Here is a 24,737-nt window from a genome sequence, read left to right on the forward strand (position 1 = left end):
CCTCACCAAACCATAAGACCGCGGCCGACGCCATCGGCGCCGCCCCGCAAAAAGCCGAAAATCGTGGCCACCGCAACCGCGGCGACAAATCCGTCCAGCCGGTCCATCAGGCCGCCATGGCCGGGAATGAGATGGCTGGAATCCTTCACGCCGAACCGCCGCTTCACTGCGGACTCGAAGAGATCGCCGAACTGGGAAACCACCGACAGCACCGCACCCAGGACCAATAGCGGCGTGACCGGGCCGAGGCCCAGCACCGCAAAGCCGGCGGCGATGATGAGGCTTCCCACGAAGCCACCGATCGCACCTGCCCAGGTCTTCTTCGGGCTGACCCGCGGCCAAAGTTTGGGACCACCGATGCTGCGGCCGGCGAAATAGCCGCCGATGTCGGTCGCCCAGACGACCAGCAGCACGAACATCAGCGCCACGAAGCCTTCTTCGGGATCCTGCCGCAACAGGACCGAGGCGACCTCCGCGACGGCGGCGTAGCAAAATCCGCCCGTCGTCCATCGACGTTGCTCAGGTGAAATCGAAGCGACCGCGAGCAGTCCGATGGCGAGCACGACCAGCGATGCATCAAGCCGCCCTGCCCCGAAGCAGAAGCCGGCAGCCGCCAGCGCAATCACGCCGGCCACGGTCACGCGCAGCCTGCGTGCGATGCCGACGATCATCAGCCATTCGACATAGAGGCCGATCGCGGCAAGCGTGACCAGAAGAATCCAGAGAAAACCGCCGGCATAGGCGATCGCAATCGCAACCGGCGCCAGCACCAGCGCCGCGATCACGCGCATCAACAGATTGCGCGATGGCGGCTCGCTCGTTGCCGCGCGTGCGGCTTTATCCTGGGTCACGATGCGGTTTTCGCAGCCAGACCGCCGAACCGACGCTCGCGTCTGGCGTATTCGGCGATCGCGCTCTCCAGCGCCGCCTTGTCGAAATCGGGCCAGTGGATCGGCACGAACACGAGTTCGCTATAGGCCGCCTGCCACATCAGGAAGTTCGACAATCGCTGCTCGCCGCTGGTGCGGATGATCAGATCGGGATCGGGAATGTCGGGCGCGTCGAGATATTGCCCGAGCGTATCGGCGTCGATCGAGGCCGGATCGCGCTTTCCTTCCGCGACTTCCCGCGCGAGCCGCCGCGCAGCGCCGGCGATCTCCTGGCGCGAGCCGTAGTTGAAGGCGACGACGAGATTGAGCTTGGTATTCGCCTTGGTCAGCTCTTCGGCCTCGTTAAGCAGCGCGCAAATGTCCGGCTCCAATCCCTCGCGCTCGCCAATGACACGCACCCTTACCCCGTCCCGGTGCAACATCGCCAGATCATTGCGGATGAAGCGGCGAAGCAAGCCGAAGAGATCGCCGATCTCCGTTGCTGGGCGCGACCAGTTTTCCGATGAGAACGAAAAGATGGTGAGATAAAGGATGCCGAGCTCGTGCGAGGCGCGCACCACGCGGCGCAGCGCTTCCACGCCTCGCCGATGTCCCTCCGCCCGCGGCAGGCCGCGTGACGCCGCCCACCGCCCGTTGCCGTCCATGATGATGGCCACATGCAACGGACTGCCGGTTCGATCCGGTCCGGCAGTTGCAGGTGCGGGGGCGTTCGACATCGGTGCTGTCCAAATCAGACGGTCAGGATTTCCTTTTCCTTGGCCGCCAGCAACTGATCGATTTCGGCGATCACACCATCGGTCGCCTTCTGCACCTCGACAGCGAGGCGCTCCTGATCATCCTCGGAGATCTCGTGGTTCTTCTCGAGCTTCTTGACGATATCGAGCCCGTCGCGGCGGACATGGCGGACCGCCACCTTGGCCGCTTCCGCATATTTATGCGCGACCTTGACGAGCTCCTTGCGACGCTCGGCGTTGAGTTCGGGAATGCGCAGCCGCAACACCTGGCCTTCGGTCGCAGGCGAGAGGCCGAGATTGGAATCGACGATCGCCTTCTCCACCGCCTTGACCATCGTCTTGTCCCAGACCTGCACCGAGAGCAGCCGCGGCTCGGGCACGCTGATGGTGGCAAGCTGGTTGAGCGGCATGTGCGAGCCGTAGGCCTCGACCTGCACCGGCTCGAGCATCGACGCTGCGGCGCGGCCGGTACGGAGACCACCCAGTTCGTGCTTGAGGGACTGGATCGCGCCCTGCATGCGGCGCTTCAATTCGTTGATGTCGAAACCAGCTGTGGGCATGACGCTCTCCCCTTCCTCTGGATCATGGCCCGATCCGGTGGGATCGGATCATGATCTCGTCTCTTCGCTTGGCATGATCTCGTCGGAAAACCGGTTCCCGCCCTTCCGGATCATGCCCTAGAGCGCGATGACTTTCTTCGAATCGTCATCCCACTCTAGTTCTTTGTTTGAGCATGATCTTTCGGAAAACCGGTCTCCACTTTTCCGGATCATGCTCTAGAAACCAACCGCCATGCCGCGACGCCTCGAGCGTCAGCCGGCGACGACCGTACCATGGCCCGTGCCGCGCAGGATGGCACCGATCGAGCCAGGCTCGGCGATCGAGAACACGATGATAGGCAGCGACGTCTCGCGGGCAAGCGCGAATGCGGTCGCGTCCATCACCTTGTAGCCGCCTGCAATCGCCTGCGAATGCGTCAGGCGGTCGAAGCGCTTGGCCGACGGGTCCTTCTTGGGATCGGCGCTGTAGACGCCGTCGACATTGGTGGCCTTCAGAACCGCATCGGCGCCGATCTCGGCCGCGCGCAGCACCGCAGTGGTGTCCGTGGTGAAGAACGGGTTGCCGGTTCCGCCGCCGAGCAGGATGATCTTGCCCTCGGCAAGGTATTTGTGCGCCGCACCCCGGGTGAACAGTTCGGAGATTTCCGGCATCACGAAGGCCGACAGGGTCTGCGCCGGCGTGCCCTTGCGCTCGATCGCCGATTCCAGTGCGAGGCAGTTCATCACCGTCGCCAGCATGCCCATGGTGTCGCCGGTGGTGCGGGATACGCCTTGGGACGACACCTGCACACCGCGCACCATGTTGCCGCCGCCGACCACGACGGCTACCTCGGTGCCGAGATGGCGCGCCGCGATCAGGTCGTCGGCGATGCGGTCGATGGTGGGCTGGTCGATGCCGAAGGACTGGCTGCCGGCGAGGTATTCGCCTGAAAGCTTGATCACCACGCGACGATAGACCGGCTCAGCCATGATCGCTTCCTTATCCCGCGCAAGCAGGTCCCGGCGATGACGCCGGAACCATCCGATCCCCGCGGTTACTTCTTGCCGCTGGCGGCCGCCACTTCGGCTGCGAAATCGGATTCCTGCTTCTCGATTCCCTCGCCGAGAGCATAGCGCACAAAACCGGTGATCTTGACCGGCGCGCCAACCTTACCCTCAGCTTCCTTCAGCGCCTGCGCCACGGACTTTCCGCTGTCGTGGATGAAAGCCTGCTCCAAGAGGCAGACTTCCTTGTAGAAGGTCTTCAGGCCGGACTCGACGATCTTCTCGATCACGTTCTCCGGCTTGCCCTGCTGACGGTACTTGTCGGCGAGCACGTCCTTCTCACGCCTGACGACGTCGGGATCGAGCCCGGCGGGATCGATTGCCTGCGGGTTCGCAGCGGCGACATGCATGGCGAGCTGGCGGCCGAGCACGGCAAGCTCGTCGGTCTTGCCGGCCGATTCCAGCGCCACGACCACGCCCATCTTGCCGGCCCCCTCGGTGACGGCGTTGTGGATGTAGCTCGACACCACGCCCTTGCCGACCTCAAGCGAAGCCGCGCGGCGCAGCGTCATGTTCTCGCCGATGGTCGCGATCGCGTCGTTGATCGCAGCCTCGACCGTGACAGCGCCAACCTTGGCCGCCTTGATCTTCTCGACGTCTGCGCCGACGTCGAGCGCGACCTGGGCGATCATCTTGACCAGGCCCTGGAATTGATCGTTGCGCGCGACGAAGTCGGTCTCGGAATTGACCTCGACGACGACGCCCTTGGTGCCCTTGGTCAGGGCGCCGATCAGGCCCTCGGCAGCGACACGGCCGGCCTTCTTGGCGGCCTTCGACAGGCCCTTCTTGCGCAGCCAGTCCTGCGCGGCCTGCATGTCGCCGGCAGTCTCGGTCAGCGCCGCCTTGCAATCCATCATTCCCGCGCCGGTCGACTCGCGCAGGTCCTTGACCATCGCTGCTGTGATCGTTGCCATCGTTAAATTCCTTCTTGCCTGTGACGCGCGGCGGCGCCTTTAAAGCGCCGCCGTCAGCGACAGGGAATGCCTTGATCTGGGAATTGAAGCGCTGGCCGGAAAGATCCGGCCACGCGGCCGCTTGTGTTATTCGGCTTCCGCGGTGAGCGCCTTGGCCTGGGCGACCCAGGCGTCGGCACGGCTCGGCAGACCGACCTCTTCGCCGATCTTGTGCGCGGTATCATGATCGAGCTCGGCGAGCTGCCAGTAGTGGAAGATGCCGAGATCGTTGAGCTTCTTCTCGATCGTGCCCGACACGCCGGTGAGCTTCTTGAGGTTGTCCGCGGTGCCGCGCGGCCCCGGCAGGCCCTGGAATCCGGTCGCCGCCGCCGGTGCCGGGAGTTCTTCCGGTTCCGGCTGGAGCGAGGCGCCGATATCGATGCCGGCATCGCCCTGCGCGCGCGAGATGCCGTCGATTGCGGCCCGCGCGACCAGGTCGCAATACAGCGAAATCGCCCGGCCGGCGTCGTCATTGCCCGGCACCACGTAGGTGATGCCCTTCGGGTCCGAATTGGTGTCGACGATCGCGGCAACGGGAATGTTGAGCCGCTGCGCTTCCTGGATCGCGATGTCTTCCTTGTTGGTGTCGATCACGAAGATCATGTCGGGCAGACCGCCCATGTCCTTGATGCCGCCGAGCGAGCGATCGAGCTTGTCGCGCTCGCGCTGCAGCGTCAGCCGCTCCTTCTTGGTGTAGGAATTGGCTTCGCCGGACGACAGCACCTCGTCCAGATGACGCAGGCGCTTGATCGAGGCCGAGATGGTCTTCCAGTTGGTCAGCGTACCGCCAAGCCAGCGCGAATTGACGAAATACTGCGCCGAACGCTTGGCTGCTTCCGCGACGCCGTCCTGCGCCTGCCGCTTGGTACCGACAAACAGGATGCGGCCGCCCTTGGCGACGGTGTCGCTGACCGCCTGCAACGCCCGGTGCAGCATCGGCACGGTCTGGGCGAGATCGATGATATGGATGTTGTTGCGGGCGCCGAAAATGTACTCCGCCATTTTCGGGTTCCAGCGGTGGGCCTGATGGCCAAAGTGCACGCCAGCTTCCAAAAGCTGGCGCATGGTGAAATCGGGCAGCGCCATAGTTTTGATTCTCCGGTTGGTTCCTCCGGAAACGTGTGAGCAAGCGAGCCTTTTCGGCCCGGCTGCCACCGGACGGCCTTCTGAGCCATGTTTCCGTGTGAGATGGCGCGCTATATAGCGCGATTTCCGCCAGAAGCAAGGAAATACGGGCGGATTTGGCGACGGTGGGCCGCCAAACCGGCCGTTTTGGTCCTAATCCGCTCAATCACCGCCGGAGAGTGTTCCGTTGCCGGGTTACCGCGCCGTCAAAGCGCCAGCCTGCGCGCCGACGACGCGGAACGAACGGCCGACAGTTGTAAGGGCTTTCGTGATTCTCAGCTCTGAGCCAGCAGATCGACGCGGCCGGTGCTGAGCCGATATATGCCTCCGACAATCTTCAGCTTGTTCTGCTCAACGGCCGCACTGAGGATCGGCGTTGCCGATCTCAACTTGCTGACGTTGTCGATCACGTTCTGCCTGATGGCATTGTCCAGCGCATCTCCGCTCTGCTGAGACGAGGCCCTCACCGCGGGCGCAATCGCTGCAACCAGCGAAGGAATGTGCCCCGGCAGCGGCTTATCGTCCTTGAGGGATTTGATCGTCGCATCGACGGCGCCGCACCTGTCATGCCCCAGCACCAGGATCAGCGGGGTCCCCAGCACGGCAGCCGTATATTCCATGCTCGCAATCGTATCATCGTTGGCGAAGTTGCCTGCAACGCGGCAGACAAAGAGATCGCCTCTTCCGCTATCGAAGGCATATTCGGGCGCGATGCGCGAGTCCGCGCAGCTCAGAACGGCGGCGTAAGGATTCTGTCCTCCGACCAGCGCCTCCCGCTCATGCTTGAAGTCGTGGCGCCGCGACACGCCTTCCACGTAGCGTGTATTGCCGTCCATCAATCGCTTCAGCGAAGCGTCCGGCGACAACACATTCTCCGGCTTTGGAGGCGCCTTCGATTCCTTGGCATTCGCAATGCCATGACCGAGCAACAATCCAACTGCCGAAGCGGCAAACGTAACAACGGCGCGCCGGGATGGCGCGAACGGATGAACCATATCTTGGGAGCAATTTTCGCACATTTGTTCTTTCCTCGCCTTCGCGGCTTGCAACGTCTGCATGAACGACGACGTTGATAGCTTGCGTGATTGAAGCGCGGAACGAGACGCAAATTGGATGGTTAAGTTTTGGTGTTGCGCGGAGTGATAGCTGTTTGCAAGTCCAAGCTGTTCAGCGCAACGGCACGCCAGCTCAGAGCGTTTCCACCATCTCGACGCCAGTGACCGCCTTGATGGCGCCGGCGATCTGGGGTGACACCTGGAAGCGGCCTTCGAGCTTGAATTCAACCTCGGTCTCCAGATCGAGCCGCAGCACCAGTGCGATATCACCGCCGGTGCCATTGCCCGGCTGCAGGCGCTTGGCGATCGAGTCCAGCGGCTTGGTGTCGCGCAGGAAGATGCGCAGGCCTTTTTGCGTCTTGGCGGCAGCGGCATCGAGCGGCTCGGCGTGCAGCACGCGGGCGCGGACGTCCTCACCCTGCAGTTCGGCGCCGAGTTGCAACAGCACGGCGGCGCCCGGCTCCAGCACCTCGCGATATTGCGCCAGTCCTTCGGAAAACAGCACCGCCTCGAAATGGCCCGTAGGATCGGACAGACCCATGATGCCCATCTTGTTGCCGGTCTTGGTGCGCCGCTCCATGCGCGACACCACGGTTGCTGCGACCTTGCCCGCGGTCGCGCCGGTTTTCACCGCGCGCGAAAACTCGGCCCAGGACTGCACCCGGAGCCGCTTCAAGGCGGTGGCATAGTCGTCAAGTGGGTGGCCCGAGAGGAAGAAGCCGATGGCATCATATTCGCGTCGCAGCCGATCCGCCGGCAGCCACGGCTCGACCTGCGGCAGCACGATGCTCGGCGCGTCCGAAAGCCCGCCGAACATATCGTTCTGGCCGGATGTCGCGGCTTCATGGCTACGCTGGCAGGCGGCAAGGATCGCATCTGCGCCGGCGAAGACGCGGGCCCGGTTCGGCTCGAGCGAATCAAAGGCACCAGCGGCGGCGAGGCTTTCGATGATGCGCTTGTTGATCGCGCGCGGGCTCACGCGCGCCGCGAAATCGGCCAGCGACGTGAAGGCGCCCTTCTTCCGCTCTTCCACGATCTGCTCGACCGCCTGCAGACCGACGCCTTTCAGCGCGGCCAATGCGTAGTAGATGGTGTTGCCGCCGACGTCGAAGGTTGCGCCGGAGTGGTTGATGTCGGGCGGCTCGACCTTGATGCCGAGCCGCTGCGCCTCGGAGCGGAATTCGGACAGCTTATCGGTGTTGTTGAGTTCGAGCGTCATCGACGCCGCCAAAAACTCCACCGGATAATGCGCCTTCATATAGGCGGTCTGATAGGACACCAGCGCATAGGCCGCCGCGTGGCTCTTGTTGAAGCCGTAGTCGGCGAACTTGGCGAGCAATTCGAAGATCGTCTCCGCCTGCCCTTTCGGCACGCCATTCTTGACCGCGCCGGCGACGAAGATCTCGCGCTGCTTCTCCATTTCGGCGCGGATCTTCTTGCCCATGGCGCGGCGCAACAGGTCGGCTTGGCCGAGCGTATAGCCCGCCATCTGCTGCGCGATCTGCATCACCTGCTCCTGGTAGATGATGACGCCGAACGTCTCTTTCAGGATCGGCTCCAGGATCGGATGCAGATATTCCGGCTCTTCGTCGCCGTGCTTGCGCGCGCAATAGGTCGGGATGTTGGCCATCGGGCCGGGGCGATAGAGCGCCACCAGCGCAATGATGTCCTCAAAACGGTCCGGCCGCATGTCGATCAGCGCCCGCCGCATGCCCTGGCTTTCAACCTGGAACACGCCGACCACATCGCCCCGCGCCAGCATCTGGTAGCTTTCGGCATCGTCGATCGGCAGCGTCGCCAAGTTGACGTGCACGTCGCGCTGCTTGAGCAGCCGCACGGCGACATCGAGCACCGTCAGCGTCTTCAGGCCGAGGAAGTCGAACTTCACGAGCCCCGCCGGCTCGACCCATTTCATGTTGAACTGGGTCACCGGCATGTCGGATTTGGGATCGCGGTAGAGCGGCACGAGCTCGCTCAACGGGCGGTCGCCGATCACGATGCCGGCGGCATGGGTCGAAGCATGCCGGGTCAGGCCTTCCAGGCGTTGCGCAATGTCGAAGGCGCGCGCAACCACCGGATCTTCGTCCCGGAAAGCCTGCAGCTTGGGCTCGCCTTCGATCGCCTGCGCCAGCGTCACGGGCGCAGCGGGATTCTGCGGCACCAGCTTGGTCAGCTTGTCGACCTGGCCATAGGGCATCTGGAGCACCCGGCCGACGTCGCGCAGCACGCCGCGCGCCTGCAGCGTACCGAAGGTGATGATCTGCGCCACCTGATCGCGGCCGTAGCGTTCCTGCACATAGGAGATCACCTCGCCGCGGCGATCCTGGCAGAAGTCGATGTCGAAGTCCGGCATCGACACGCGTTCCGGATTGAGGAAGCGCTCGAACAGCAGACCGAACCGGATCGGATCGAGATCGGTGATGGTCAGTGCCCAGGCCACCAGCGAGCCTGCGCCCGAGCCGCGGCCGGGTCCGACTGGGATATCGTGGGCCTTCGCCCATTTGATGAAGTCGGAGACGATCAGGAAGTAGCCCGCATAGTTCATGCGGTTGATGACATCGATCTCGAAGGCGAGACGCTTCCGATAGTCTTCGTCCGTGGTGCCCGGCGACAACCCATGGACCTGGAGACGCCTCGCGAGCCCCTCCTCCGCCTGCCGCTTCAGCTCCGCGGCCTCCTCGCTTGCCGCATCGGATGCCGATCCGGCACCGACCGTGAAGCGGGGCAGGATCGGCTTCCGCGTCTTCGGCCGGAACGAGCAGCGTTCGGCGATCTCGATCGTCGACGCCAGGGCTTCCGGAATATCCGCAAACAAGACCGCCATCTCGGCGCGAGTCTTGAAGCGATGGTCTGGCGTGAGCTGCTCGCGATCGGTCTCCGCGATCAGCCGGCCGCCGGCAATGCAAAGAAGCGCGTCGTGGGCCTCGTAGTCGTCATTGCTCGCAAAATAAGGCTCGTTGGTCGCAACCAGTGGCAGACCTTTGGTGTAGGCGAGATCTATCAGACTGGCCTCGGTGCGCCGCTCCTTGTCGACGCCGTGGCGCTGCAGCTCGATGTAAAGGCGATCGCCGAACAGGCTCGCCAGGCGCTCGCAACGCGTTTCGGCAACAGCCGCCTGATCGGCCGCCAGCGCAAGCGCGATCGGCCCGTCGGGGCCGCCGGTCAGCGCAATCAGGTCCTCGGCATCGTCCTTCAGCCAGTCGAACTTGATATGCGGCGATTGATGAACAGGCGTCTCCAGGAACGCCCGCGAGTTCAACCGCATCAGGCTGCGGTAGCCGCGCTCGCGTGCGGCCAGCAGCACGATTCGCGAAGCAACGCCGGCGAGCGCGTTGCGCGAATTCGGATCGATGTCGCCGAAATCGACCGCCAGCTCGCAGCCGACGATGGGCTGGATGCCGTAGCCGGCCATCTTGTCGGAGAATTCTAGCGCACCGAACATGTTGTCGGTGTCGGTCAGCGCCAGCGCCGGCTGGCGGTCCGCCTTGGCGAGCTCGCCGAGCTTGGCGATCTTGATCGAACCCTTCAGCAGCGAATAGGCCGAATGAACGTGAAGATGGACGAATCCGGCACTGGACATGGGTGCTCTGAAGGGCCTTGGTTTCGTGGAGGGACGCAACCGCCGGGCTTGGGCACAAGGCCGCCAATCCCGACTCGCCGTTCGATGGTGATACCTTCGACCCCCGGAGTCCACGCCGAACGCATCATCGTGATGCGACGTCCGGCTTTTCCCCAGGGACGGCGGCCGACCGGAGTCAGCGCGCCCCTCCTGCCCGCTCAGAACTGCGGAATCAGTTGCGCCCAGACCGCGATCATTCCGATGAACAGCGTGATCGATGTCAGCGCCGCCGCCTCTTCGACGAAAATCTTCAACATCGGCCGTCTCCTTGATGAGAACATACGAAGAACAATGTTCTATCTTTGTTCCAGGAGTCAAGACCGGAGATGGGAACGCTTGGAGAGTCGCGCTCGAATGAATTGGATTGGTTAATGCGCGGCGGCAGCCGGCGATGTCAGCCGAACATTTTTTCCGGCTGTACGGTCAGCCTGTGCGCGACGTAGGGCGTCCCGCTGTATCGCTCCAGGACTTCATTGCAGACCAGGCAGCGGAATTCCCCCGGCCGGCCGGGAAGCGATTCGACCTCGATGCGGCGGTAGCCGGCTTCGCATCTCGGGCATTGAACGTCGGACTTCAGCATGCGGCTCAGGATGCGCCGCGATCGCGGCATTTTCGCGCCGTGCAGCATTGACGATCGGGTGCCGATGGCTACGAAAAAAGCCCCGGGCGATTGCCCGGGGCTGATTGTGCCGCGTTGGTTCGCGAAATCAGTACTTCGCGACGAGCGGAGCGCCAGCGCCGAACTTGTAGTTCACGCGGACGGTGACGAGGTCGACGTCCTGCTCGATGTCGCCGATACGCGTGACGCCGAAGGGGCTGACGAACGTGTGGCTCTCGGTATCCAGGAACAGGTGGTTGTATTCGACGCCAGCCGACCAGCCCGGAGCGAAGGCGAATTCGACGCCGGCGCCGACACTGCCACCCCAGCGGGTCTTTTCGACGCTATCAATGGTCACGCCAAGGACTTGTCCCTCGTACTTGCTGTTGGTGACCGCAGCACCGCCCTTCACGTAGAGCAGCACGTTGTTCCAGGCGTAGCCGACCTGGCCGGTGATCAGGCCGAAGGCGTCGATCTTGGTGTGGTTGGTAAGACCGGGGAAAACGAGGCTGGCGTTGGAGCCGCTGAAGTCGGCCCAGTTGCCCTGGCCTTCGACGCCGAACACCCAGTTGCCAGCCTGCCAGCGATAGCCGAGCTGGCCACCGACCGTGCCGCCGGTCGCATCATGGGAACCCTCGCTGACGCCAAAACCGAAGGCCGAGGTGTTGGTCCAGTCGTTGCGGCTCGAGCCCCAGCCGCCGTTGACGCCGATGTAGAAGCCGCTCCAGTCATAGATGGTGGCGACCACCGGCGGAGCCTTGGTGTAAGGACGCGCAGCGAGATCCGCGGCGACCGCGGGCGCAGCCGCGCCGATGGCGACCAAGCTCGCCGTTACAAGCAAAACCTTTTTCATTTTTATTTCCCGTTCCAGATGTGATGACCCCACGGTCTTCACGCGCCTGAATAACAGGGTTCCTCAAAATTGCTGTAACTTGGCTGCAACAGATGTGGCGAAACGACTCTGACGAAAATGTGAGTTAATGTTGTATTACTTATACTTAGCCCGAAGATCGCACTGCTTCATAGCCACAGAAAAATCACATTTCAGCCTTCGCCGCACTCCTTGTGTTGCATATTTGTTTGACGTCCCTCGGTTGTGCGGCTTGGATTGGTAACGAATGACGGGCCGCGATTAAGGAGAAGAGATGCGCAACGTGATCCTGATTTTGTCCGCGACGGCCGCGATCGCCACCCTCGGAACCGCGCCGGCCGCAGCGGTGGGTACGCGCTATCCTTTCTGCATCCAGGGGAACGAACACCCCGGGCTCAGCAACTGCACCTTCACCAGCTACGAGCAATGCCAGGCCACGGCCTCCGGACGTTTTCTCTGGTGCATCCCCAATCCCTTCTATGCTGGCGGTGGCAACGGTTCGAGGGCTTCGCGCCGGTCTTCCCCCGTCCTCGCCCCCATCCCCTTCTTCGAACCTTTCATCGATTGAGCCGGAACGTGACTTGACGATCGCCTCCGGCGAATACTCTGTTCCCGGCGGGGTTAGCGACTGGAGGATCGATTAATCGTCTTGCCGTGGGAGGAACCGATGCGCATTGCGACGTTGGCGATCATCGCGCTTGGCATGGTCGCGGCGGCACCATCCGCCCGCGCGCAGACCTACGATCCGAGCTATCCGGTCTGTCTGCACGTCTACGGCCCCATCAGTTACTACGAATGCCGCTACACCTCGCTGCCCCAATGCGCATTGTCGGCGTCGGGCCGCGCGGCCCAGTGCGTGGTCAATCCTTACGTGGCCAACGCCTACCCTTACGTGGCCCACGCTTACGTCGACCCGTCACAGCGGCGTCACAAACGATATCGCCGCGTCTACTGAGCGCTAGAGCGTGATGACTTTTCTTCGAATCGTCATCCCGCTCTAGCTCTCTGTTTGAGCATGATCTTTTCGGAAAACCGGTCTCCACTTTTCCGGATCATGCTCTAATCAAGCTCGACCACCTGCCCGTCGGCCAGCGACACGCGGCGGTCCATGCGAGCGGCAAGGTCCATGTTGTGGGTTGCGATCAGCATCGCGACGCGCGTCGCCTTCACCAATTGCATCAGCGCGTTGAACACATGGTCGGCGGTCTGCGGATCGAGGTTGCCGGTCGGCTCGTCGGCCAGCAGCGCCCGCGGCGCATTCGCAACGGCGCGTGCGATGGCGACCCGTTGCTGCTCACCGCCGGAGAGTTCGGCCGGCCGGTGCTTGATGCGGTCGGCAAGGCCGAGATAGGACAAGATCTCGGTCGAGCGTTTCACGGTCTCGGACCGTTTGAGGCCGCGGATCATCTGCGGCAGCATCACGTTCTCCAGCGCCGAGAATTCCGGCAGCAGCCGATGCGACTGATAGACAAAACCGATATCGGTGCGGCGGATCTGGGTGCGGTCGATATCCGACATTTGCGAGGTCGGCGTACCCCCGACATAGACTTCGCCGTCATCGGGCGTCTCAAGCAGGCCTGCGATATGCAGGAGCGTCGATTTGCCCGAGCCGGACGGCGCCACCAGCGCCACCGATTGTCCCGGCCACAGCGCCAGCTTGGCGCCGTTCAGGATCGTTAGCGTCGCCTCGCCCTGCCGGTACTGGCGCTTGATCTCGTGGAGATAGATGACCGGCACATCTTCCGCCCCCTCCGCCATCTCAGCCCTCACTCGTAGCGCAGCGCTTCGACGGGATCGAGCCGCGCGGCCCGCCACGACGGATACAGCGTCGCCAGGAACGACAGCGTCAGCGCCATGATGACCACGGCCGTGGTCTCGCCGAAATCGATCTCGGCCGGCAGCTTCGACAGGAAGTAGAGCGTCGGATCGAACAATTCGGTGTTGGTGAGCCAGGACAGGAATTGCCGGATCGATTCGATGTTCAGGCAGATCAGCATGCCCACGAGGAAGCCGACGATGGTGCCGACGACGCCGATCGAGGCGCCCGTGATCAGGAAGATGCGCATGATCGATCCTTGCGAGGCGCCCATCGTGCGCAGGATCGCGATGTCCTGCCCCTTGTCCTTCACCAGCATGATCAGGCCGGACACGATGTTGAGCGCCGCGACCAGCACGATCATGGTCAGGATCAGGAACATCACGTTGCGCTCGACCTGCAGCGCGTTGAAGAAGGTCGAATTGCGCTGCCGCCAGTCGACCAGGAACACCGGTCGTCCCGCCGCTTCCGTCACGGTCTTGCGGAAGGTGTCGATGCGATCGGGATTGGTGGTGAATATCTCGATCGCGGTGACGTCATTGTTGCGGTTGAAATAGGCCTGCGATTCCGCAAGCGGCATGAATACGAAACCGGAGTCGTACTCGGACATGCCGATCTCGAATACCGCCACGATCTTGTACGGCTTGATGCGCGGCGTCGTCCCCATGGGGGTCACCGCACCGCGCGGGGCCACCAGGGTGATGCTGTCGCCGGCATGCAGCGACAATTGATCGGCAAGGCGGCGACCGATCGCGACCCCCTGCCCTTCGTCGAAATTCTCGAGGCTGCCCTGCTTGATGTTCTTTGCTATCGAGAACAGGTTATTGATGTCTTCCGCCCGCATGCCGCGCACGAGCACGCCGGAGGCATTGAAGGCGGAGGATGCTAGCGCCTGCCCGTCCACCACCGGCGCCGCAAGCCGGACGCCCTGCACCTGGCTGATGCGCTCGGCGACATCCTTCCAGTCGGTCAATGGCGATTCCAACGGCTGGACCAGAAGATGGCCGTTGAGGCCGAGGATCTTGTCGAGCAGTTCCTTGCGGAAGCCGTTCATCACGGCCATCACCACGATCAGCGTGGCGACGCCGAGCATAATGCCGAGAAAGGAAAAGCCGGCGATGACGGAAATGAAACCTTCCCTGCGACGCGCCCGCAAGTAACGTCCGGACAGCAGCCACTCGAAGGGCGCAAAAGGCGGGGTACGGACTTTGTCGGTCATGGTCTCATCCATGTGTCGATAATCCCATGATTCGGGCCAAATGTGGCCGGAGTGGCAAGCCGCACTCAGGTGCGGTGGATAAACGCTATCCCGCGATCTTCACCAGCGCGTCGTCGAGCGTCAGGTTTTCGCGCGCGCCGTCGCTGCGCCGCTTGATCTCGACCTTGCCCTCGGCAAGGCCTTTCGGACCGACCAGGATCTGCCAGGGGACGCCGATCAGGTCGGCGGCGGCGAATTTCGCGCCGGCGCGCTGGTCGGTATCGTCATAGAGCACGTCGACGCCCTTGGCCCTGAGATCGGCGTGAAGCTTTTCGCAGGCCGCATCGACGGCGGCATCGCCCTGCTTCAGGTTCAGTATCGCCGCCTTAAACGGTGCAACCGCCTCCGGCCATTTGATGCCGGCATCGTCATGGCAGGCCTCGATGATGGCGCCGACCAACCGCGACACGCCGACGCCATACGAACCGCCATGGATCGGCACTTCCGCGCCATCGGGACCCGCCACCAGTGCCTTCATGGTGTCGGAATATTTGGTGCCGAAATAGAAGATCTGGCCGACCTCGATGCCCCGGGTGTTCACCCGCTTCTCACTCGGCACCTCGCGCTCGAAGCGCGCGGCGTCGTGGACGTCCTCGGTCGCGGCATAGACCGAGGTCCACTGCTTGATGATCGGAGTGAGGTCGCCGTCGTAATCGACGTCATCGGGCGGGATCGGCAGATCGAGCACGTCGCTGTTGCAGAACACGCCGGATTCGCCGGTCTCCGCCAGCACGATGAATTCGTGGCTGAGGTCGCCGCCGATCGGTCCGGTCTCGGCGCGCATCGGGATCGCCTTCAACCCCATCCGCGCGAACGTGCGCAGGTAAGCCACGAACATCTTGTTGTAGGCGCGCCGCGCGCCCGCCTCGTCGAGATCGAAGGAATAGGCGTCCTTCATCAGGAATTCGCGGCCGCGCATCACGCCGAAGCGTGGACGCTGCTCGTCACGGAACTTCCACTGGATGTGGTAGAGATTGAGCGGCAGGCTCTTGTACGACTTCACATAGGCGCGGAAGATTTCCGTGATCATTTCTTCGTTGGTCGGCCCGTAAAGCAGCTCGCGCTTGTGGCGGTCGGTGATGCGCAGCATTTCCGGGCCATAGGCGTCGTAGCGGCCGCTCTCGCGCCAGAGGTCGGCGAGCTGCAGGGTCGGCATCAACAGTTCCAGCGCGCCGGCGCGGTTCTGCTCCTCGCGCACGATCTGCTCGATCTTCTGCAGCACCTTGAAGCCCAGCGGCAGCCAGGCATAGATGCCGGCGGCCTCCTGCCGGATCATGCCGGCGCGCAGCATCAGGCGATGCGAGACGATTTCCGCCTCTTTCGGATTTTCTTTCAGGATAGGCAGGAAAAACCGCGACAATCGCATGGGCGCACTCAGGAATCAGTTTGAGGAGGCAAGAGGAACGCAGTGAAACCGGATCGGATGCGAAAACACAAGGCCGGAAAGTACGAAAAAGCCGGCAAATAAGCCGATTTGCGGGCATTACGCCGATTTGTAATGAGACCGCCGGGGTGGGTAAGGCAAACCTTACCCGCCCCACAACTATCACCCCGGCTTCACATCTTGGTGCCGGAATGATCGTGTGACTTCTTCATCTCCATATGACCGCCATGATCGCCACCCGGGGCCTGTGCGCCGACGGCTTGCACGTCGAGCGACAGTGTCACCTTGCCCGCCTTCTCGAATTCGAGCGTGACCGGCACCTTGTCGCCCTGCTTCAGCGGATTCTTCAGATCGAACATCATCAGATGATAGCCGCCGGGTGCGAGCTTGACGGTCTTGCCGGGCTCGATCACGAGGCCCTTGTCCAGCGCGCGCATCTTCATCACGCCGTTCTCCGTCGTCATCTCATGCACCTCGAGCTTGCCGGCGACGTCGCCCGAGCCGCCGACCAGACGATCGGGCGATGAGCCCTTGTTCTCGATCGTGAGATAGCCGCCCGCGACCTTCGCTCCGCTCGGCGTCGCCCGGCTCCAGGCCTGGCTGATGACGAGATCACCGGCTTTGACGTCTTCGGCGTGCGCCGGGATCGCAAATAAGATGGCCAGCAGAGGAGCGAGCGTAATGATGGTGGAGAATTTTTTCATGTTGTTCTGTCCCGTAATTCCAGTTTGACTCGTCATCTTGATCCCGTCGTCGCGGCCTGTCCCTGGGCCCATTTGTCGAGCTCCGACATCTCGGCCGCTCCTTCGATCGTGGTGACTGTGCCTTCGCGCGCGATCAGCATCGTGCGCGGAATATCGCCCTGCCAGGTCGGATCGATCTCAAATCGCAGCCGATCAGCGAAGCCATCGCTGAACATCCAGTTCTCGGCGGAAGAGAGCCCCGCTTTCTGCAGCATCGATTGCGTCGCCTCCGGGAGGTTGGGCACGAGGTCCGCACTGATCGTGACCACGTCGATCCCGGGATGGTCCTTCATGAAATGGCGGAGCTGAGGCAGCTCGATCTTGCACGGACCACAGGTCACACCCCAGAAATGAACCAGGGTGGGACGACCGGCGTGCGAATGCAGAATCTGCTGCCAGCTTCCGCGCTCGAATGACTTGAGCTCCGCCTCCTCCGCGATCGCCGTGGCGGAAAGCGTCCCCAACAGAAGTAATCCGGCAAACAATTTGCGTTTCATGGCTCGCTCTCGATTGGTTGGAAACGGTATCCGTCGGCTTTGGTCATCCAGGAGAGATAGACTCGCCGGCTGTCGGAAACGAGCAGCGGATGGTCGGAACTGTCCGTTGTGCTGGCGATGCTCCTGGATGTCGACCAGCTCGCTCCATCATCCCGTGACGTCATCAGCTTGATCTCCGTCCTCTCGCCGTCGAACTCCTTCCAGACCATCATAAGCCCATCCGGTCCGGCAATGATCTGGGGCCGCGACGGGCTTCGGCCTGGCGCGCCGATCGGCAGCGGATCCGAGAAGGTTTTTCCGCCGTCGGTCGAGCGCGCATAGAACAGCCCCTTACGCGCCTTGCCGTTCGTATACCAGGCGACATGATAGGTTCCGTTCGGCGAAATAGACAGGCTCGGCCCGTGGTGGGGACAGGCCGCGATCTGCCAATCGTCCCGGCTGACGCGGTGGATCTCCCCCGGCGATGCCGGATCGTTGAAGGTGACGACGGCATGATCGCGGATGCCGCCTTCAAAGATGTTCCTGAACACGATGACCGGATGACCGCCACCATCCAGCGCCAGACCAAGGCGACAGCATTCGCAGGTGTTGTCGGCCGCGAGCTGCGCGTCGGAATAAGTCGAATTGCCATCCTTCGATGTCGCGAAGAAAAGGGCTGCGCCATCGTATGGCGTCCCACTCTCCCGCGCCGGCACTCGGTTGCGCTTGTCGAGCCAGGCCGCGAACACGGTGCCGTCAGGCTTGAACGCGATGGCCTCGAAGCGCTGGCTCTCATTATTCGACGTGATCGGACGCAAGGGGGCAAAGCTCTTGCCCCCATCAGTCGATTGCGTCGTGAGCACCTGACCGTTGAAGGCCTTGTCGCGGAAGATCGAGAACGCCAGCGCAATCCGCCCCTCGCGATCGACAGCGATTTTCGGACGAGCGTCCGGTCCCCAATCCAGATTCAGGTTCTCGCGCGTGACCTGCACCGGCGAAGAGAAGCTCTTTCCTTCGTCCTTCGAACTTGCAACGGAGATCTGGCCGCCGGCCATCCACACCAGCCAAAGCGCGCCGTCGCGGCCGAATGCCGGCGTGACCTTGCTCGCGCAGCGCAGAAGCGTCTCCTCGCACGCGGCTTCCGATGCGTGCTGATGGTTCATCTGTGCGGACGAGCCGCCGTGCCAAAGCGCGAAGATGGCCGCCATGGCGGCAGCACCGAAAACAGGCCTCACCTTGCTCATGACAACGCACCTCATTTGAACGCCAGTTTCATTCCGGCCACAAACGTTCTTGGCGCTCCGGCATAGATCGAGCCGGTGGTGTTGGCCAGCACGCTCGCGGGGTTTTGAATGCCCGCCGCCGTCACCGTGTCCGCAATGTTGTTGGCGGACGCCACATAGGTCCGGTCAAAGACGTTTCGCACCTCGAAATAGAGATTGACCGACCTGAAGTAGTCCGAGACCAGCTCCGTGCCGTAGTGGACATTGAGGTTGATCAGTTCATAGCCGGGCGCCTTCAGGAGATTGGCGTTGTCCATGTAGAAGGAATCCTTCCACTGCAACTCCACGAACGCACCCAGGCCCCGGAGCGGTCCTGACAACTGGTCGTAGGAAAGCCGGGCGGTCAATTCGTTCGGCGAGATGCCGGGGATCTTGTTGCCCGCGCGATTGAAGCCGAACACCGCGCCATTAGTGATGTTCTCGATGTATTCCGTGTAGATCTCGTCGAGATAGGTGTAGGCGGCTGTCAATCGCCAGCCCGGGTAGAACCGCCAGTCGGCGGCAAGCTCCACGCCGCGATGCTCGGATCGCGGGGCATTGAACGTATAGCTCGCATTGGGCGATCCAACCGGAGTTGCCTGCGTCACCAGTTCGTCCTTGAAGAACTCGTAGAAGCCGGTGGCGCTAAATCTGAGCGCACTGTTCGGCGTCCAGTCGAAGCCCAGATCGTAGCCGAGGTTCTTCTGCGCCTGCAGCCCTGTATTGTTGCCGTTCTGGCCATTTGGCAGCACGAAGAGGTTGCTGACCTGCGGCGTCCCGTATCCGGTCGCCACCCGTCCGCGGAATTGCCACTCGCTGTTCAACCTGTAGAGAAGCGCAAACTCCGGCGCGGTGTTCTGGAACTGCCGATCGGCAGTCGTCACCGTGGTGGTCGTGATCGGCGTCGGACCAGTATAGGTGAAGGCCGTGTTCCGTCCCTTGAGGTTGGTCGTTTCCCATCCAATGCCCGCAATCGCCGTGAGCGACGGGTTGAGCTTGAGCTCCTCTCGCGCGCGAACGCCGTAGTTGGATGTATCGCTGTAGAGATTGCTGGAAAGCGCGCCGAGCGTGGCATTGCCGCCCGGCATGACGTTGCGGGTGTCGCTGGAAGCTGTGAGCGTGTTGTACCAGCCACCGAAATAGGTCGTCGAGTCCATGCCCAAGATCTCGCCGCGCCGCGTGATGTCGCTCATGTAGTTGTAGGACGGGAAGTCGCCGATCGCGCTGGTCGCTCCCGTCGGCTGGTTGATGTTGCGGTCGTCGAACACGAACTGATTGCGCCACGTAGTCTGATTGTCGAAATCATGCTCCCAGCGGCCGCCGACGATGGTGCGACGATCGTTTCGGCCGAGCCCCGCCTGCAGCGCGGTCTCCCTGTCGGTTCCCGCTGCCGTATTGAAGCCGTTGTTGAACAGCGGCACCGTTGCACAGCCCTGGGCAGCAGTGGCGCCGGTGAGACAGCCGCGCTGGAACGGGTTCTGGTTGTACTGGTTCAGCGACAGGCGGATCGGCAGCCGCGCATCCAAGTCGTTGTTGATGAATTTGACAGTGAAGCGGTCATCGGGCGTGGCCTGCAGCGTGCCGAGGAAGTTCACCGTCTGGGTGTTGAACCAGCTATTGCTGATATAGCCGTCGCCGCGCACATCGCTCGCAAACAACGAGCCCTCGAAATTGCCGACCTTCTTGCCTGCGGCGAGGTAGTTGTTCAGGTAGCCGAAGCTGCCGCCGTCGATGCCATATTCGACACCGTCGATCGTGCCGCCTGGCCGCGTCCGGAAATTCAGTGCGCCGCCGGTCGCGTAGTTGCCATAGAGAGCCGAGGATGGCCCGCGGATCACGTCGATCGCGCCATAAGCGTGCGGATCGATCAGGTCGCTGCGCGACAATCCGTCCGGCTGGGTGACCGGAAAACCGTCCTCGAAGATGAGGAGGTTGCGAATCCCGAAGCCGTTGCGGGCGTTCGATCCGCGGATCGAAATGCCGACGTCGCGCGGCCCGTTGCCCTGCTTGATCGAGATGCCGGGGCTCTCTCTCAGCACGTCTCCGACCGAAAACGCCGGCCGATTGTCGAACTGGCTGCGGTCGACGGTCGTCTGGGTTTGGCCGCTGGGAGCCTGGTTGAGCCCGTCGCGCGCGATCGTGGGCGTAACGTCGCGCTGCACCAGGACGGTCGGAATGGCGGCAGTCGGCGGCGTCACCCGCGGCCGGGCGGCAAGCGTGCGTCCCGCCGGCTTCCGCTTCGCGGGCTTGGCGCGGGCTTCACGGGGGGCATCCACTGTGACCGGCGGCAACGCCGTTTGGGCCGTTGCCGGCGATGGATCGGTAGCGAGCATGGCACCAAGCACGAGCGTGCCGGCACCGCTCAGGAAGGCGAGGCGTAACATTGGAAAATTCCTGACACCGGCTCTGCGGCCGGCTTGAGTGACGACGTCAACCGGCGCGCGGGGCGCACCGGCAGCGAACGGCGGTCAGGAAATCGATGGAGGGGCGCGTGCCTGCGCGTGAGAGCGTGCCCGCACATCGGTGAGACGGGACACGAAATCGAGCCAGGCCACCTGTTCGGGCGACCGCTCGATAGCGCCGGCAGTCATCTCCGGAGGATCCACCGGAGCGCCGCTCTGCAGCGCATTGCAGACAGAGCAGCAGCCGTCCCGGACATGCGGGCCGCCCTGATCTGTTTCGCCGGAACCGGTGGCGCTGCTGTCATGGCAGATGATGGCGGCGGCCAGCGGATCGGAGGCGGCTATCCCGGCCGCCCAGCACGCTGCGATCGGCGCAAAGATTTGCACCACCAGCGCAATCAGGAAAACGGGCAGAAAATTCTTCAGCCGCCGGCGCATCGCGAAACCCATCCGACTTCGGAACTAATCACTGCACCGGGCCGGAGTCGAGACCGGAAGCGCGGCCTTTTTGTCCGCGCAAGGAAATGATCCATTCGGATCAATGGAGCCTCGCCGCCCTACCCTTTTACCCCGAGGCGGGTCCCGTCCGCAGCTTTACAACCGATAGTGGCGAAATCCCAATCATTTCGCAGATTGCTCGAATTTTGAACAATCGTTGCCGAAATTGATGACAAAACAAAAAAGATGGTCTACCAATTCGGGCTCAGGCCAGCCACAGCGCTGACGGTCTGGTGGTCCAAGTCTCGGGAGGAGCCCGGCGCGCACAAGCAGCGTCACCCCAACAATCAAGATCAAATCGAATTTTTGGGGAAAATAGGGTCGACACAGTTTCTCGAGCAGGGCTTGGTGCCCTGCTCTTTTTTCTTTGGGCCATCGCGATCGCTGATCATGTCATCGGCAAATCCGATCGAACGCAGCTTCGAACTTGCGACAGCGCGGTGCGCTGATCTGATGCCGCTGATCTATCGCCGCTTGTTCGCAGCGCATCCCGAAGCCGCGGCAATGTTTCGCACCGAAGGCAGCGAGCACGTCAAAGGCTCGATGCTGGCACTGACGATCGAAGCGATTCTCGATTTTGCGGGAGAGCGCAGCGGACGGTTTCGCATGATCGAATGCGAACTCTCCTCGCACGACGCTTACGGCACATCGCGCGAATTGTTCGTCGCGTTCTTCGCCGTGATCGCGGGCACGCTGAAAGACATTCTCGGCGTGCAGTGGACAGCGGACATCGATGCTGCGTGGCAAAAATTGCTGCGCGACATCGAAAGCATCGTGACGCCCGATGTCGGCTAGCGTCGCCGCCGGATCGGAACCGGTGGCATGAACGCTGCGATTGTGACAGACTCTCCTTGATCCGCGGCGCGTGCAACAGACGCCGACGGCGCCAAACAAATATCAGGGAGCGTGCGATGCCAGGGAAGGACACATCCTCGAAAACCAGGCGCGAACTTCTTCAGACGGCGGCAGCCGGCGGCGCAGCGGCCGCGCTGCTCGGCGGAATTGGCGTGAGCCCGGCGCTCGCGGCGGAAGTTGGACGTTCCGAAAAACCGCTGAAGGCCGCGTTCTCCAATGCGGGCCTGCAGGCCACCTGGTGTGCGCAAGGCAAACAGGCGGCCGAATATTGGGGCAAGCTCTTCAACGTCGAGGTCACCTGGTTCGACGGCCAGCTCGATGCGGTGAAGCAGCGCGCGGCGATCGACAACATGGCATCGCAGAAATGGGATTTCGTCGCCATCCAGGCGTTCGGCATCGGCACGCTGACGCAGCCGGTGCAGAAGATGATCGACGCCGGCACTCCCGTCATCGACATGGATACGCTGATCGCTCCGCTCGATCAGATCAACGTCCACTCCTTCCTCGCCCCCGACAACGAATTCATGGGCTCCTCGGTGACCCAGGCGCTCGTCAATGCCATCGGCGGCAAGGGCAAGATCATCATGACGCAAGGCGCGCTCGGCCACACCGGCGCGCAGGGCCGCGCCAAGGGTTTCAACTCGGTCGTGAAGCAGTATCCGAACATCGAGGTGCTCGACACCCAGCCGGCCGATTGGGATGTCTCCAAGACCGCGCGTCTGTGGGAGACCTACCTCACCAAATATCCGCAGATCGACGCTGCCTTCTTCCACAATGACGACATGGCGCTCGCCGCCTACAACATCATGAAGGCGCGCAACCGCACCAACATCCTGATCGGCGGCGTCGACGCCATGCCGCCGGCGATCCAGGCGGTGAGCGAAGGCCGCATGTTCGCGACCGTTCGGAACCCCTCGTGCCGCATTCACGGCGGCGCCATCATCGCCGGCGTCGCCGCGGTGACCGCCGGCGAGAAGACGGGCCAGGGCATTCCAAAGAGCGTGGTAACCGACGGCCCTGTCGTAACCAAGGCCAACGCCCCAGGCATGCAGTGGATGGAGGATCACTTCCTGATCTGAGCCGCCCGCATGCCACAGGGACGCTCACCCATCCTCGAGTTGAAGGAGATCACGAAGGCTTTCGGCGGTGTCGAAGCGCTTCGTGGGGTCGACTTCGCGCTCTACGCCGGCGAGATCCACGGTCTCGTCGGCGAGAACGGCGCGGGAAAAAGCACGCTGATGAAGATCATCGCCGGCGTGCATCCGGAATTCTCCGGCCACTTCGCACTCGACGGGCGCGAGACCCGTTTCCGCTCGGCGCGCGACGCGCATGCGGCCGGTGTCGCCATGGTGCACCAGGAGCTCAGCGTCGCGCCCGATCTTTCCGTTGCCGAAAACGTCTTCCTCGGGGCACAGCCGACCAACCGTTTCGGCATGGTTCAATGGCGGCGAATGGCGCGCGAGGCGGGCGAGCAGCTTGCGCGCTTCGGCATCGACGTCGATCCGATGACGCGGCTCGGCGATCTGCCCATCGGTCTGCAGCAATTGATCGAGATCGCCCGGGTGCTGTTTTCCGGCGCCCGCATCATCATTCTGGACGAGCCGACCTCTGCGCTCTCTCCGCCCGAGGTCGAGCGCTTGTTCGCGACCTTGCGACGTTTGCGCGAGGGGGGCACCGGCATCGTCTTCATCTCCCATTTCATCGAGGACATCCTGCGCATCTCCGACACGGTGACGGTGTTCCGCAACGGACGGAAAGTCCACGAGACCGAAGCTGCCGCGACCAGCAAGGCCGCGCTGATCGAAGCGATGATCGGCAAGGGCCGCGAGGCGCTGGAGGAGACCTATGCCCACGATATCACGCTGCCGCCGCGCGGCGACCGGCCCGTGGTCCTGAAGGCCGACGCGCTGTCGCTCGCCCGCAGCGTCCAGGACGTCTCGTTCGAGGTGCGCGCCGGCGAAGTGCTCGGCATCTACGGCTTCATGGGATGCGGTCAGCTGGAGTTGGCGCGGGTGCTGTTTGGCAAGATCAAACCGGACAGCGGCACGCTGGTCATCGACGGCGACCGCACAGCCTTCCGCAGCACCGCCGCCGCCCGCCGCGCCGGCGTCGCCTTCGTGCCCGAGAGCCGCCGCGCCATGCTGTTCCACCAGGAGCCGGTCTACAAGAACATCTCGATCAGCGTGCTTGATCGGATATCCGCCCTTCTGCTCAAGCCGTCGCGCGAGCGGTCGATTGCCGTCCGGCAGGTCGAGCAGTTGCAGATCCGGCCGGCCGCCGTCGAGCTCGATCTCGGCATGCTCTCGGGCGGCAATCAGCAGAAGGTCGCGCTCGCGAAGTGGCTGAGCTATCCGCCCCGGGTGCTGGTGCTGTGCGAGCCGACCCGCGGCATGGATGTCGGGGCCAAGAACGATGTCATCAACATCGTCCGCGAGCTCAGCGGCAAAGGGCTCGCCATCATCGTGCTGTCGACCGAGCCGGAGACGGTGCTGTCGCTTGCCGATCGCATCATCGTCATGAAGCGCGGCGCGGTGGTGCGCGAATTCGCGGGCGAGGTGGTCAGCAAGGACCGCCTGCTCGAGGCAGCCTGACGG

Annotated in this window: 23 protein-coding genes; 5 read left to right on the plus strand and 18 right to left on the minus strand. The window is 63.0% G+C overall.

The features are described 5' to 3' along the window. Nucleotides 1-2: 2 nt before the first annotated feature. The 10 genes from I6F35_RS08560 to I6F35_RS08605 all read right to left on the minus strand — a co-directional run bounded on the left by I6F35_RS08560 (nucleotide 3) and on the right by I6F35_RS08605 (nucleotide 11,431). Entirely contained in the window at nucleotides 3-851 is an 849-nt protein-coding gene (locus I6F35_RS08560; protein ID WP_225117222.1) for a phosphatidate cytidylyltransferase, read from the minus strand. Beyond that, the gene (locus I6F35_RS08565; protein ID WP_225117223.1) at nucleotides 848-1,606 is read right to left on the minus strand and encodes an isoprenyl transferase; all 759 of its coding nucleotides are present in this window, start codon (nucleotides 1,604-1,606) and stop codon (nucleotides 848-850) included. The genes I6F35_RS08560 and I6F35_RS08565 overlap by 4 nt, the downstream gene beginning before the upstream one ends. Nucleotides 1,607-1,620: 14 nt before the next feature. Then, nucleotides 1,621-2,184, minus strand: a complete 564-nt coding sequence (gene frr, locus I6F35_RS08570) for a ribosome recycling factor (protein ID WP_225117224.1) — start codon at nucleotides 2,182-2,184, stop codon at nucleotides 1,621-1,623. Between the two features lie 252 nt (nucleotides 2,185-2,436). Beyond that, entirely contained in the window at nucleotides 2,437-3,153 is a 717-nt protein-coding gene (gene pyrH / locus I6F35_RS08575) for a UMP kinase (protein WP_225117225.1), read from the minus strand. A 65-nt stretch (nucleotides 3,154-3,218) separates the two neighbouring features. Continuing rightward, complete coding sequence (tsf, locus tag I6F35_RS08580; protein ID WP_225117226.1) at nucleotides 3,219-4,142, minus strand: translation elongation factor Ts; 924 nt, start codon at nucleotides 4,140-4,142, stop codon at nucleotides 3,219-3,221. A 126-nt stretch (nucleotides 4,143-4,268) separates the two neighbouring features. Next, nucleotides 4,269-5,267, minus strand: a complete 999-nt coding sequence (locus I6F35_RS08585; protein WP_225117227.1) for a 30S ribosomal protein S2 — start codon at nucleotides 5,265-5,267, stop codon at nucleotides 4,269-4,271. A 314-nt stretch (nucleotides 5,268-5,581) separates the two neighbouring features. Next, nucleotides 5,582-6,325: a carbonic anhydrase gene (locus I6F35_RS08590; protein ID WP_225117506.1), complete on the minus strand. Its 744-nt coding sequence runs from the start codon at nucleotides 6,323-6,325 to the stop codon at nucleotides 5,582-5,584. Between the two features lie 169 nt (nucleotides 6,326-6,494). Next, entirely contained in the window at nucleotides 6,495-9,941 is a 3,447-nt protein-coding gene (dnaE, locus tag I6F35_RS08595) for a DNA polymerase III subunit alpha (RefSeq protein WP_225117228.1), read from the minus strand. 433 nt (nucleotides 9,942-10,374) lie between these two features. Beyond that, a complete protein-coding gene (locus I6F35_RS08600) occupies nucleotides 10,375-10,608 on the minus strand; it encodes a zinc-ribbon domain-containing protein (protein ID WP_225117229.1) in 234 nt (77 codons plus the stop codon). A 79-nt stretch (nucleotides 10,609-10,687) separates the two neighbouring features. Then, entirely contained in the window at nucleotides 10,688-11,431 is a 744-nt protein-coding gene (locus I6F35_RS08605; protein WP_225117230.1) for an outer membrane beta-barrel protein, read from the minus strand. Nucleotides 11,432-11,723: 292 nt separating this feature from the next. Between I6F35_RS08605 and I6F35_RS08610 the strand changes: the two genes are divergently transcribed. After that, nucleotides 11,724-12,017, plus strand: coding sequence for a DUF3551 domain-containing protein (locus tag I6F35_RS08610; protein ID WP_225117231.1), 294 nt, complete (start codon nucleotides 11,724-11,726; stop codon nucleotides 12,015-12,017). Between the two features lie 99 nt (nucleotides 12,018-12,116). Further along, a complete protein-coding gene (locus I6F35_RS08615; protein ID WP_225117232.1) occupies nucleotides 12,117-12,404 on the plus strand; it encodes a DUF3551 domain-containing protein in 288 nt (95 codons plus the stop codon). A 104-nt stretch (nucleotides 12,405-12,508) separates the two neighbouring features. Here the strand turns inward: I6F35_RS08615 and I6F35_RS08620 are convergent, their stop codons facing one another. The 8 genes from I6F35_RS08620 to I6F35_RS08655 all read right to left on the minus strand — a co-directional run bounded on the left by I6F35_RS08620 (nucleotide 12,509) and on the right by I6F35_RS08655 (nucleotide 21,228). Continuing rightward, nucleotides 12,509-13,207: an ABC transporter ATP-binding protein gene (locus I6F35_RS08620; RefSeq protein ID WP_225117233.1), complete on the minus strand. Its 699-nt coding sequence runs from the start codon at nucleotides 13,205-13,207 to the stop codon at nucleotides 12,509-12,511. A gap of 8 nt (nucleotides 13,208-13,215) precedes the next feature. Beyond that, entirely contained in the window at nucleotides 13,216-14,496 is a 1,281-nt protein-coding gene (locus I6F35_RS08625) for a lipoprotein-releasing ABC transporter permease subunit (protein WP_225117234.1), read from the minus strand. Between the two features lie 73 nt (nucleotides 14,497-14,569). Continuing rightward, nucleotides 14,570-15,889 carry a proline--tRNA ligase gene (gene proS / locus I6F35_RS08630; protein WP_225117235.1) on the minus strand — a complete coding sequence of 440 codons (1,320 nt, stop codon included), beginning with the start codon at nucleotides 15,887-15,889 and terminating at the stop codon, nucleotides 14,570-14,572. A 191-nt stretch (nucleotides 15,890-16,080) separates the two neighbouring features. Further along, nucleotides 16,081-16,611, minus strand: a complete 531-nt coding sequence (locus I6F35_RS08635; protein WP_225117236.1) for a copper chaperone PCu(A)C — start codon at nucleotides 16,609-16,611, stop codon at nucleotides 16,081-16,083. 32 nt (nucleotides 16,612-16,643) lie between these two features. Further along, nucleotides 16,644-17,147, minus strand: a complete 504-nt coding sequence (locus I6F35_RS08640) for a TlpA disulfide reductase family protein (protein WP_225117237.1) — start codon at nucleotides 17,145-17,147, stop codon at nucleotides 16,644-16,646. Next, a complete protein-coding gene (locus I6F35_RS08645; RefSeq protein WP_225117238.1) occupies nucleotides 17,144-18,370 on the minus strand; it encodes a glycoside hydrolase in 1,227 nt (408 codons plus the stop codon). The genes I6F35_RS08640 and I6F35_RS08645 overlap by 4 nt, the downstream gene beginning before the upstream one ends. An 11-nt stretch (nucleotides 18,371-18,381) precedes the next feature. Continuing rightward, nucleotides 18,382-20,721, minus strand: coding sequence for a TonB-dependent receptor (locus I6F35_RS08650; RefSeq protein WP_225117507.1), 2,340 nt, complete (start codon nucleotides 20,719-20,721; stop codon nucleotides 18,382-18,384). 135 nt (nucleotides 20,722-20,856) lie between these two features. Then, nucleotides 20,857-21,228 carry a DUF2946 domain-containing protein gene (locus tag I6F35_RS08655; RefSeq protein WP_225117239.1) on the minus strand — a complete coding sequence of 124 codons (372 nt, stop codon included), beginning with the start codon at nucleotides 21,226-21,228 and terminating at the stop codon, nucleotides 20,857-20,859. Nucleotides 21,229-21,675: 447 nt separating this feature from the next. On the opposite strand from I6F35_RS08655, the gene I6F35_RS08660 reads away from it, so the two are divergent. The 3 genes from I6F35_RS08660 to I6F35_RS08670 all read left to right on the plus strand — a co-directional run bounded on the left by I6F35_RS08660 (nucleotide 21,676) and on the right by I6F35_RS08670 (nucleotide 24,734). Further along, on the plus strand, nucleotides 21,676-22,083 hold the full coding sequence (locus I6F35_RS08660; RefSeq protein WP_225117508.1) for a globin: 408 nt from the start codon (nucleotides 21,676-21,678) through the stop codon (nucleotides 22,081-22,083). Between the two features lie 116 nt (nucleotides 22,084-22,199). Beyond that, on the plus strand, nucleotides 22,200-23,222 hold the full coding sequence (locus I6F35_RS08665; protein ID WP_225117240.1) for a sugar ABC transporter substrate-binding protein: 1,023 nt from the start codon (nucleotides 22,200-22,202) through the stop codon (nucleotides 23,220-23,222). A gap of 9 nt (nucleotides 23,223-23,231) precedes the next feature. Continuing rightward, nucleotides 23,232-24,734 carry a sugar ABC transporter ATP-binding protein gene (locus I6F35_RS08670; protein ID WP_225117241.1) on the plus strand — a complete coding sequence of 501 codons (1,503 nt, stop codon included), beginning with the start codon at nucleotides 23,232-23,234 and terminating at the stop codon, nucleotides 24,732-24,734. Nucleotides 24,735-24,737: the final 3 nt, after the last annotated feature.

It is taken from the genome of Bradyrhizobium sp. BRP22 (assembly GCF_020194175.1).
Taxonomy (GTDB): Bacteria; Pseudomonadota; Alphaproteobacteria; order Rhizobiales; family Xanthobacteraceae; genus Bradyrhizobium.

What these genes read in the sequence shown, in the direction of transcription:
- tsf (WP_225117226.1), bottom strand. Translation starts at nt 4,142, where the DNA reads ATGGCAACGATCACAGCAGCGATGGTCAAGGACCTGCGCGAGTCGACC.
- I6F35_RS08665 (WP_225117240.1), top strand. Translation starts at nt 22,200, where the DNA reads ATGCCAGGGAAGGACACATCCTCGAAAACCAGGCGCGAACTTCTTCAG.
- proS (WP_225117235.1), bottom strand. Translation starts at nt 15,889, where the DNA reads ATGCGATTGTCGCGGTTTTTCCTGCCTATCCTGAAAGAAAATCCGAAA.
- I6F35_RS08655 (WP_225117239.1), bottom strand. Translation starts at nt 21,228, where the DNA reads ATGCGCCGGCGGCTGAAGAATTTTCTGCCCGTTTTCCTGATTGCGCTG.
- I6F35_RS08625 (WP_225117234.1), bottom strand. Translation starts at nt 14,496, where the DNA reads ATGGATGAGACCATGACCGACAAAGTCCGTACCCCGCCTTTTGCGCCC.
- I6F35_RS08610 (WP_225117231.1), top strand. Translation starts at nt 11,724, where the DNA reads ATGCGCAACGTGATCCTGATTTTGTCCGCGACGGCCGCGATCGCCACC.
- I6F35_RS08590 (WP_225117506.1), bottom strand. Translation starts at nt 6,325, where the DNA reads ATGTGCGAAAATTGCTCCCAAGATATGGTTCATCCGTTCGCGCCATCC.
- I6F35_RS08640 (WP_225117237.1), bottom strand. Translation starts at nt 17,147, where the DNA reads ATGAAACGCAAATTGTTTGCCGGATTACTTCTGTTGGGGACGCTTTCC.
- I6F35_RS08565 (WP_225117223.1), bottom strand. Translation starts at nt 1,606, where the DNA reads ATGTCGAACGCCCCCGCACCTGCAACTGCCGGACCGGATCGAACCGGC.
- I6F35_RS08650 (WP_225117507.1), bottom strand. Translation starts at nt 20,721, where the DNA reads ATGCTCGCTACCGATCCATCGCCGGCAACGGCCCAAACGGCGTTGCCG.
- I6F35_RS08645 (WP_225117238.1), bottom strand. Translation starts at nt 18,370, where the DNA reads ATGAGCAAGGTGAGGCCTGTTTTCGGTGCTGCCGCCATGGCGGCCATC.
- I6F35_RS08620 (WP_225117233.1), bottom strand. Translation starts at nt 13,207, where the DNA reads ATGGCGGAGGGGGCGGAAGATGTGCCGGTCATCTATCTCCACGAGATC.
- I6F35_RS08605 (WP_225117230.1), bottom strand. Translation starts at nt 11,431, where the DNA reads ATGAAAAAGGTTTTGCTTGTAACGGCGAGCTTGGTCGCCATCGGCGCG.
- pyrH (WP_225117225.1), bottom strand. Translation starts at nt 3,153, where the DNA reads ATGGCTGAGCCGGTCTATCGTCGCGTGGTGATCAAGCTTTCAGGCGAA.
- frr (WP_225117224.1), bottom strand. Translation starts at nt 2,184, where the DNA reads ATGCCCACAGCTGGTTTCGACATCAACGAATTGAAGCGCCGCATGCAG.
- I6F35_RS08600 (WP_225117229.1), bottom strand. Translation starts at nt 10,608, where the DNA reads ATGCTGCACGGCGCGAAAATGCCGCGATCGCGGCGCATCCTGAGCCGC.
- I6F35_RS08615 (WP_225117232.1), top strand. Translation starts at nt 12,117, where the DNA reads ATGCGCATTGCGACGTTGGCGATCATCGCGCTTGGCATGGTCGCGGCG.
- I6F35_RS08585 (WP_225117227.1), bottom strand. Translation starts at nt 5,267, where the DNA reads ATGGCGCTGCCCGATTTCACCATGCGCCAGCTTTTGGAAGCTGGCGTG.
- I6F35_RS08670 (WP_225117241.1), top strand. Translation starts at nt 23,232, where the DNA reads ATGCCACAGGGACGCTCACCCATCCTCGAGTTGAAGGAGATCACGAAG.
- dnaE (WP_225117228.1), bottom strand. Translation starts at nt 9,941, where the DNA reads ATGTCCAGTGCCGGATTCGTCCATCTTCACGTTCATTCGGCCTATTCG.
- I6F35_RS08635 (WP_225117236.1), bottom strand. Translation starts at nt 16,611, where the DNA reads ATGAAAAAATTCTCCACCATCATTACGCTCGCTCCTCTGCTGGCCATC.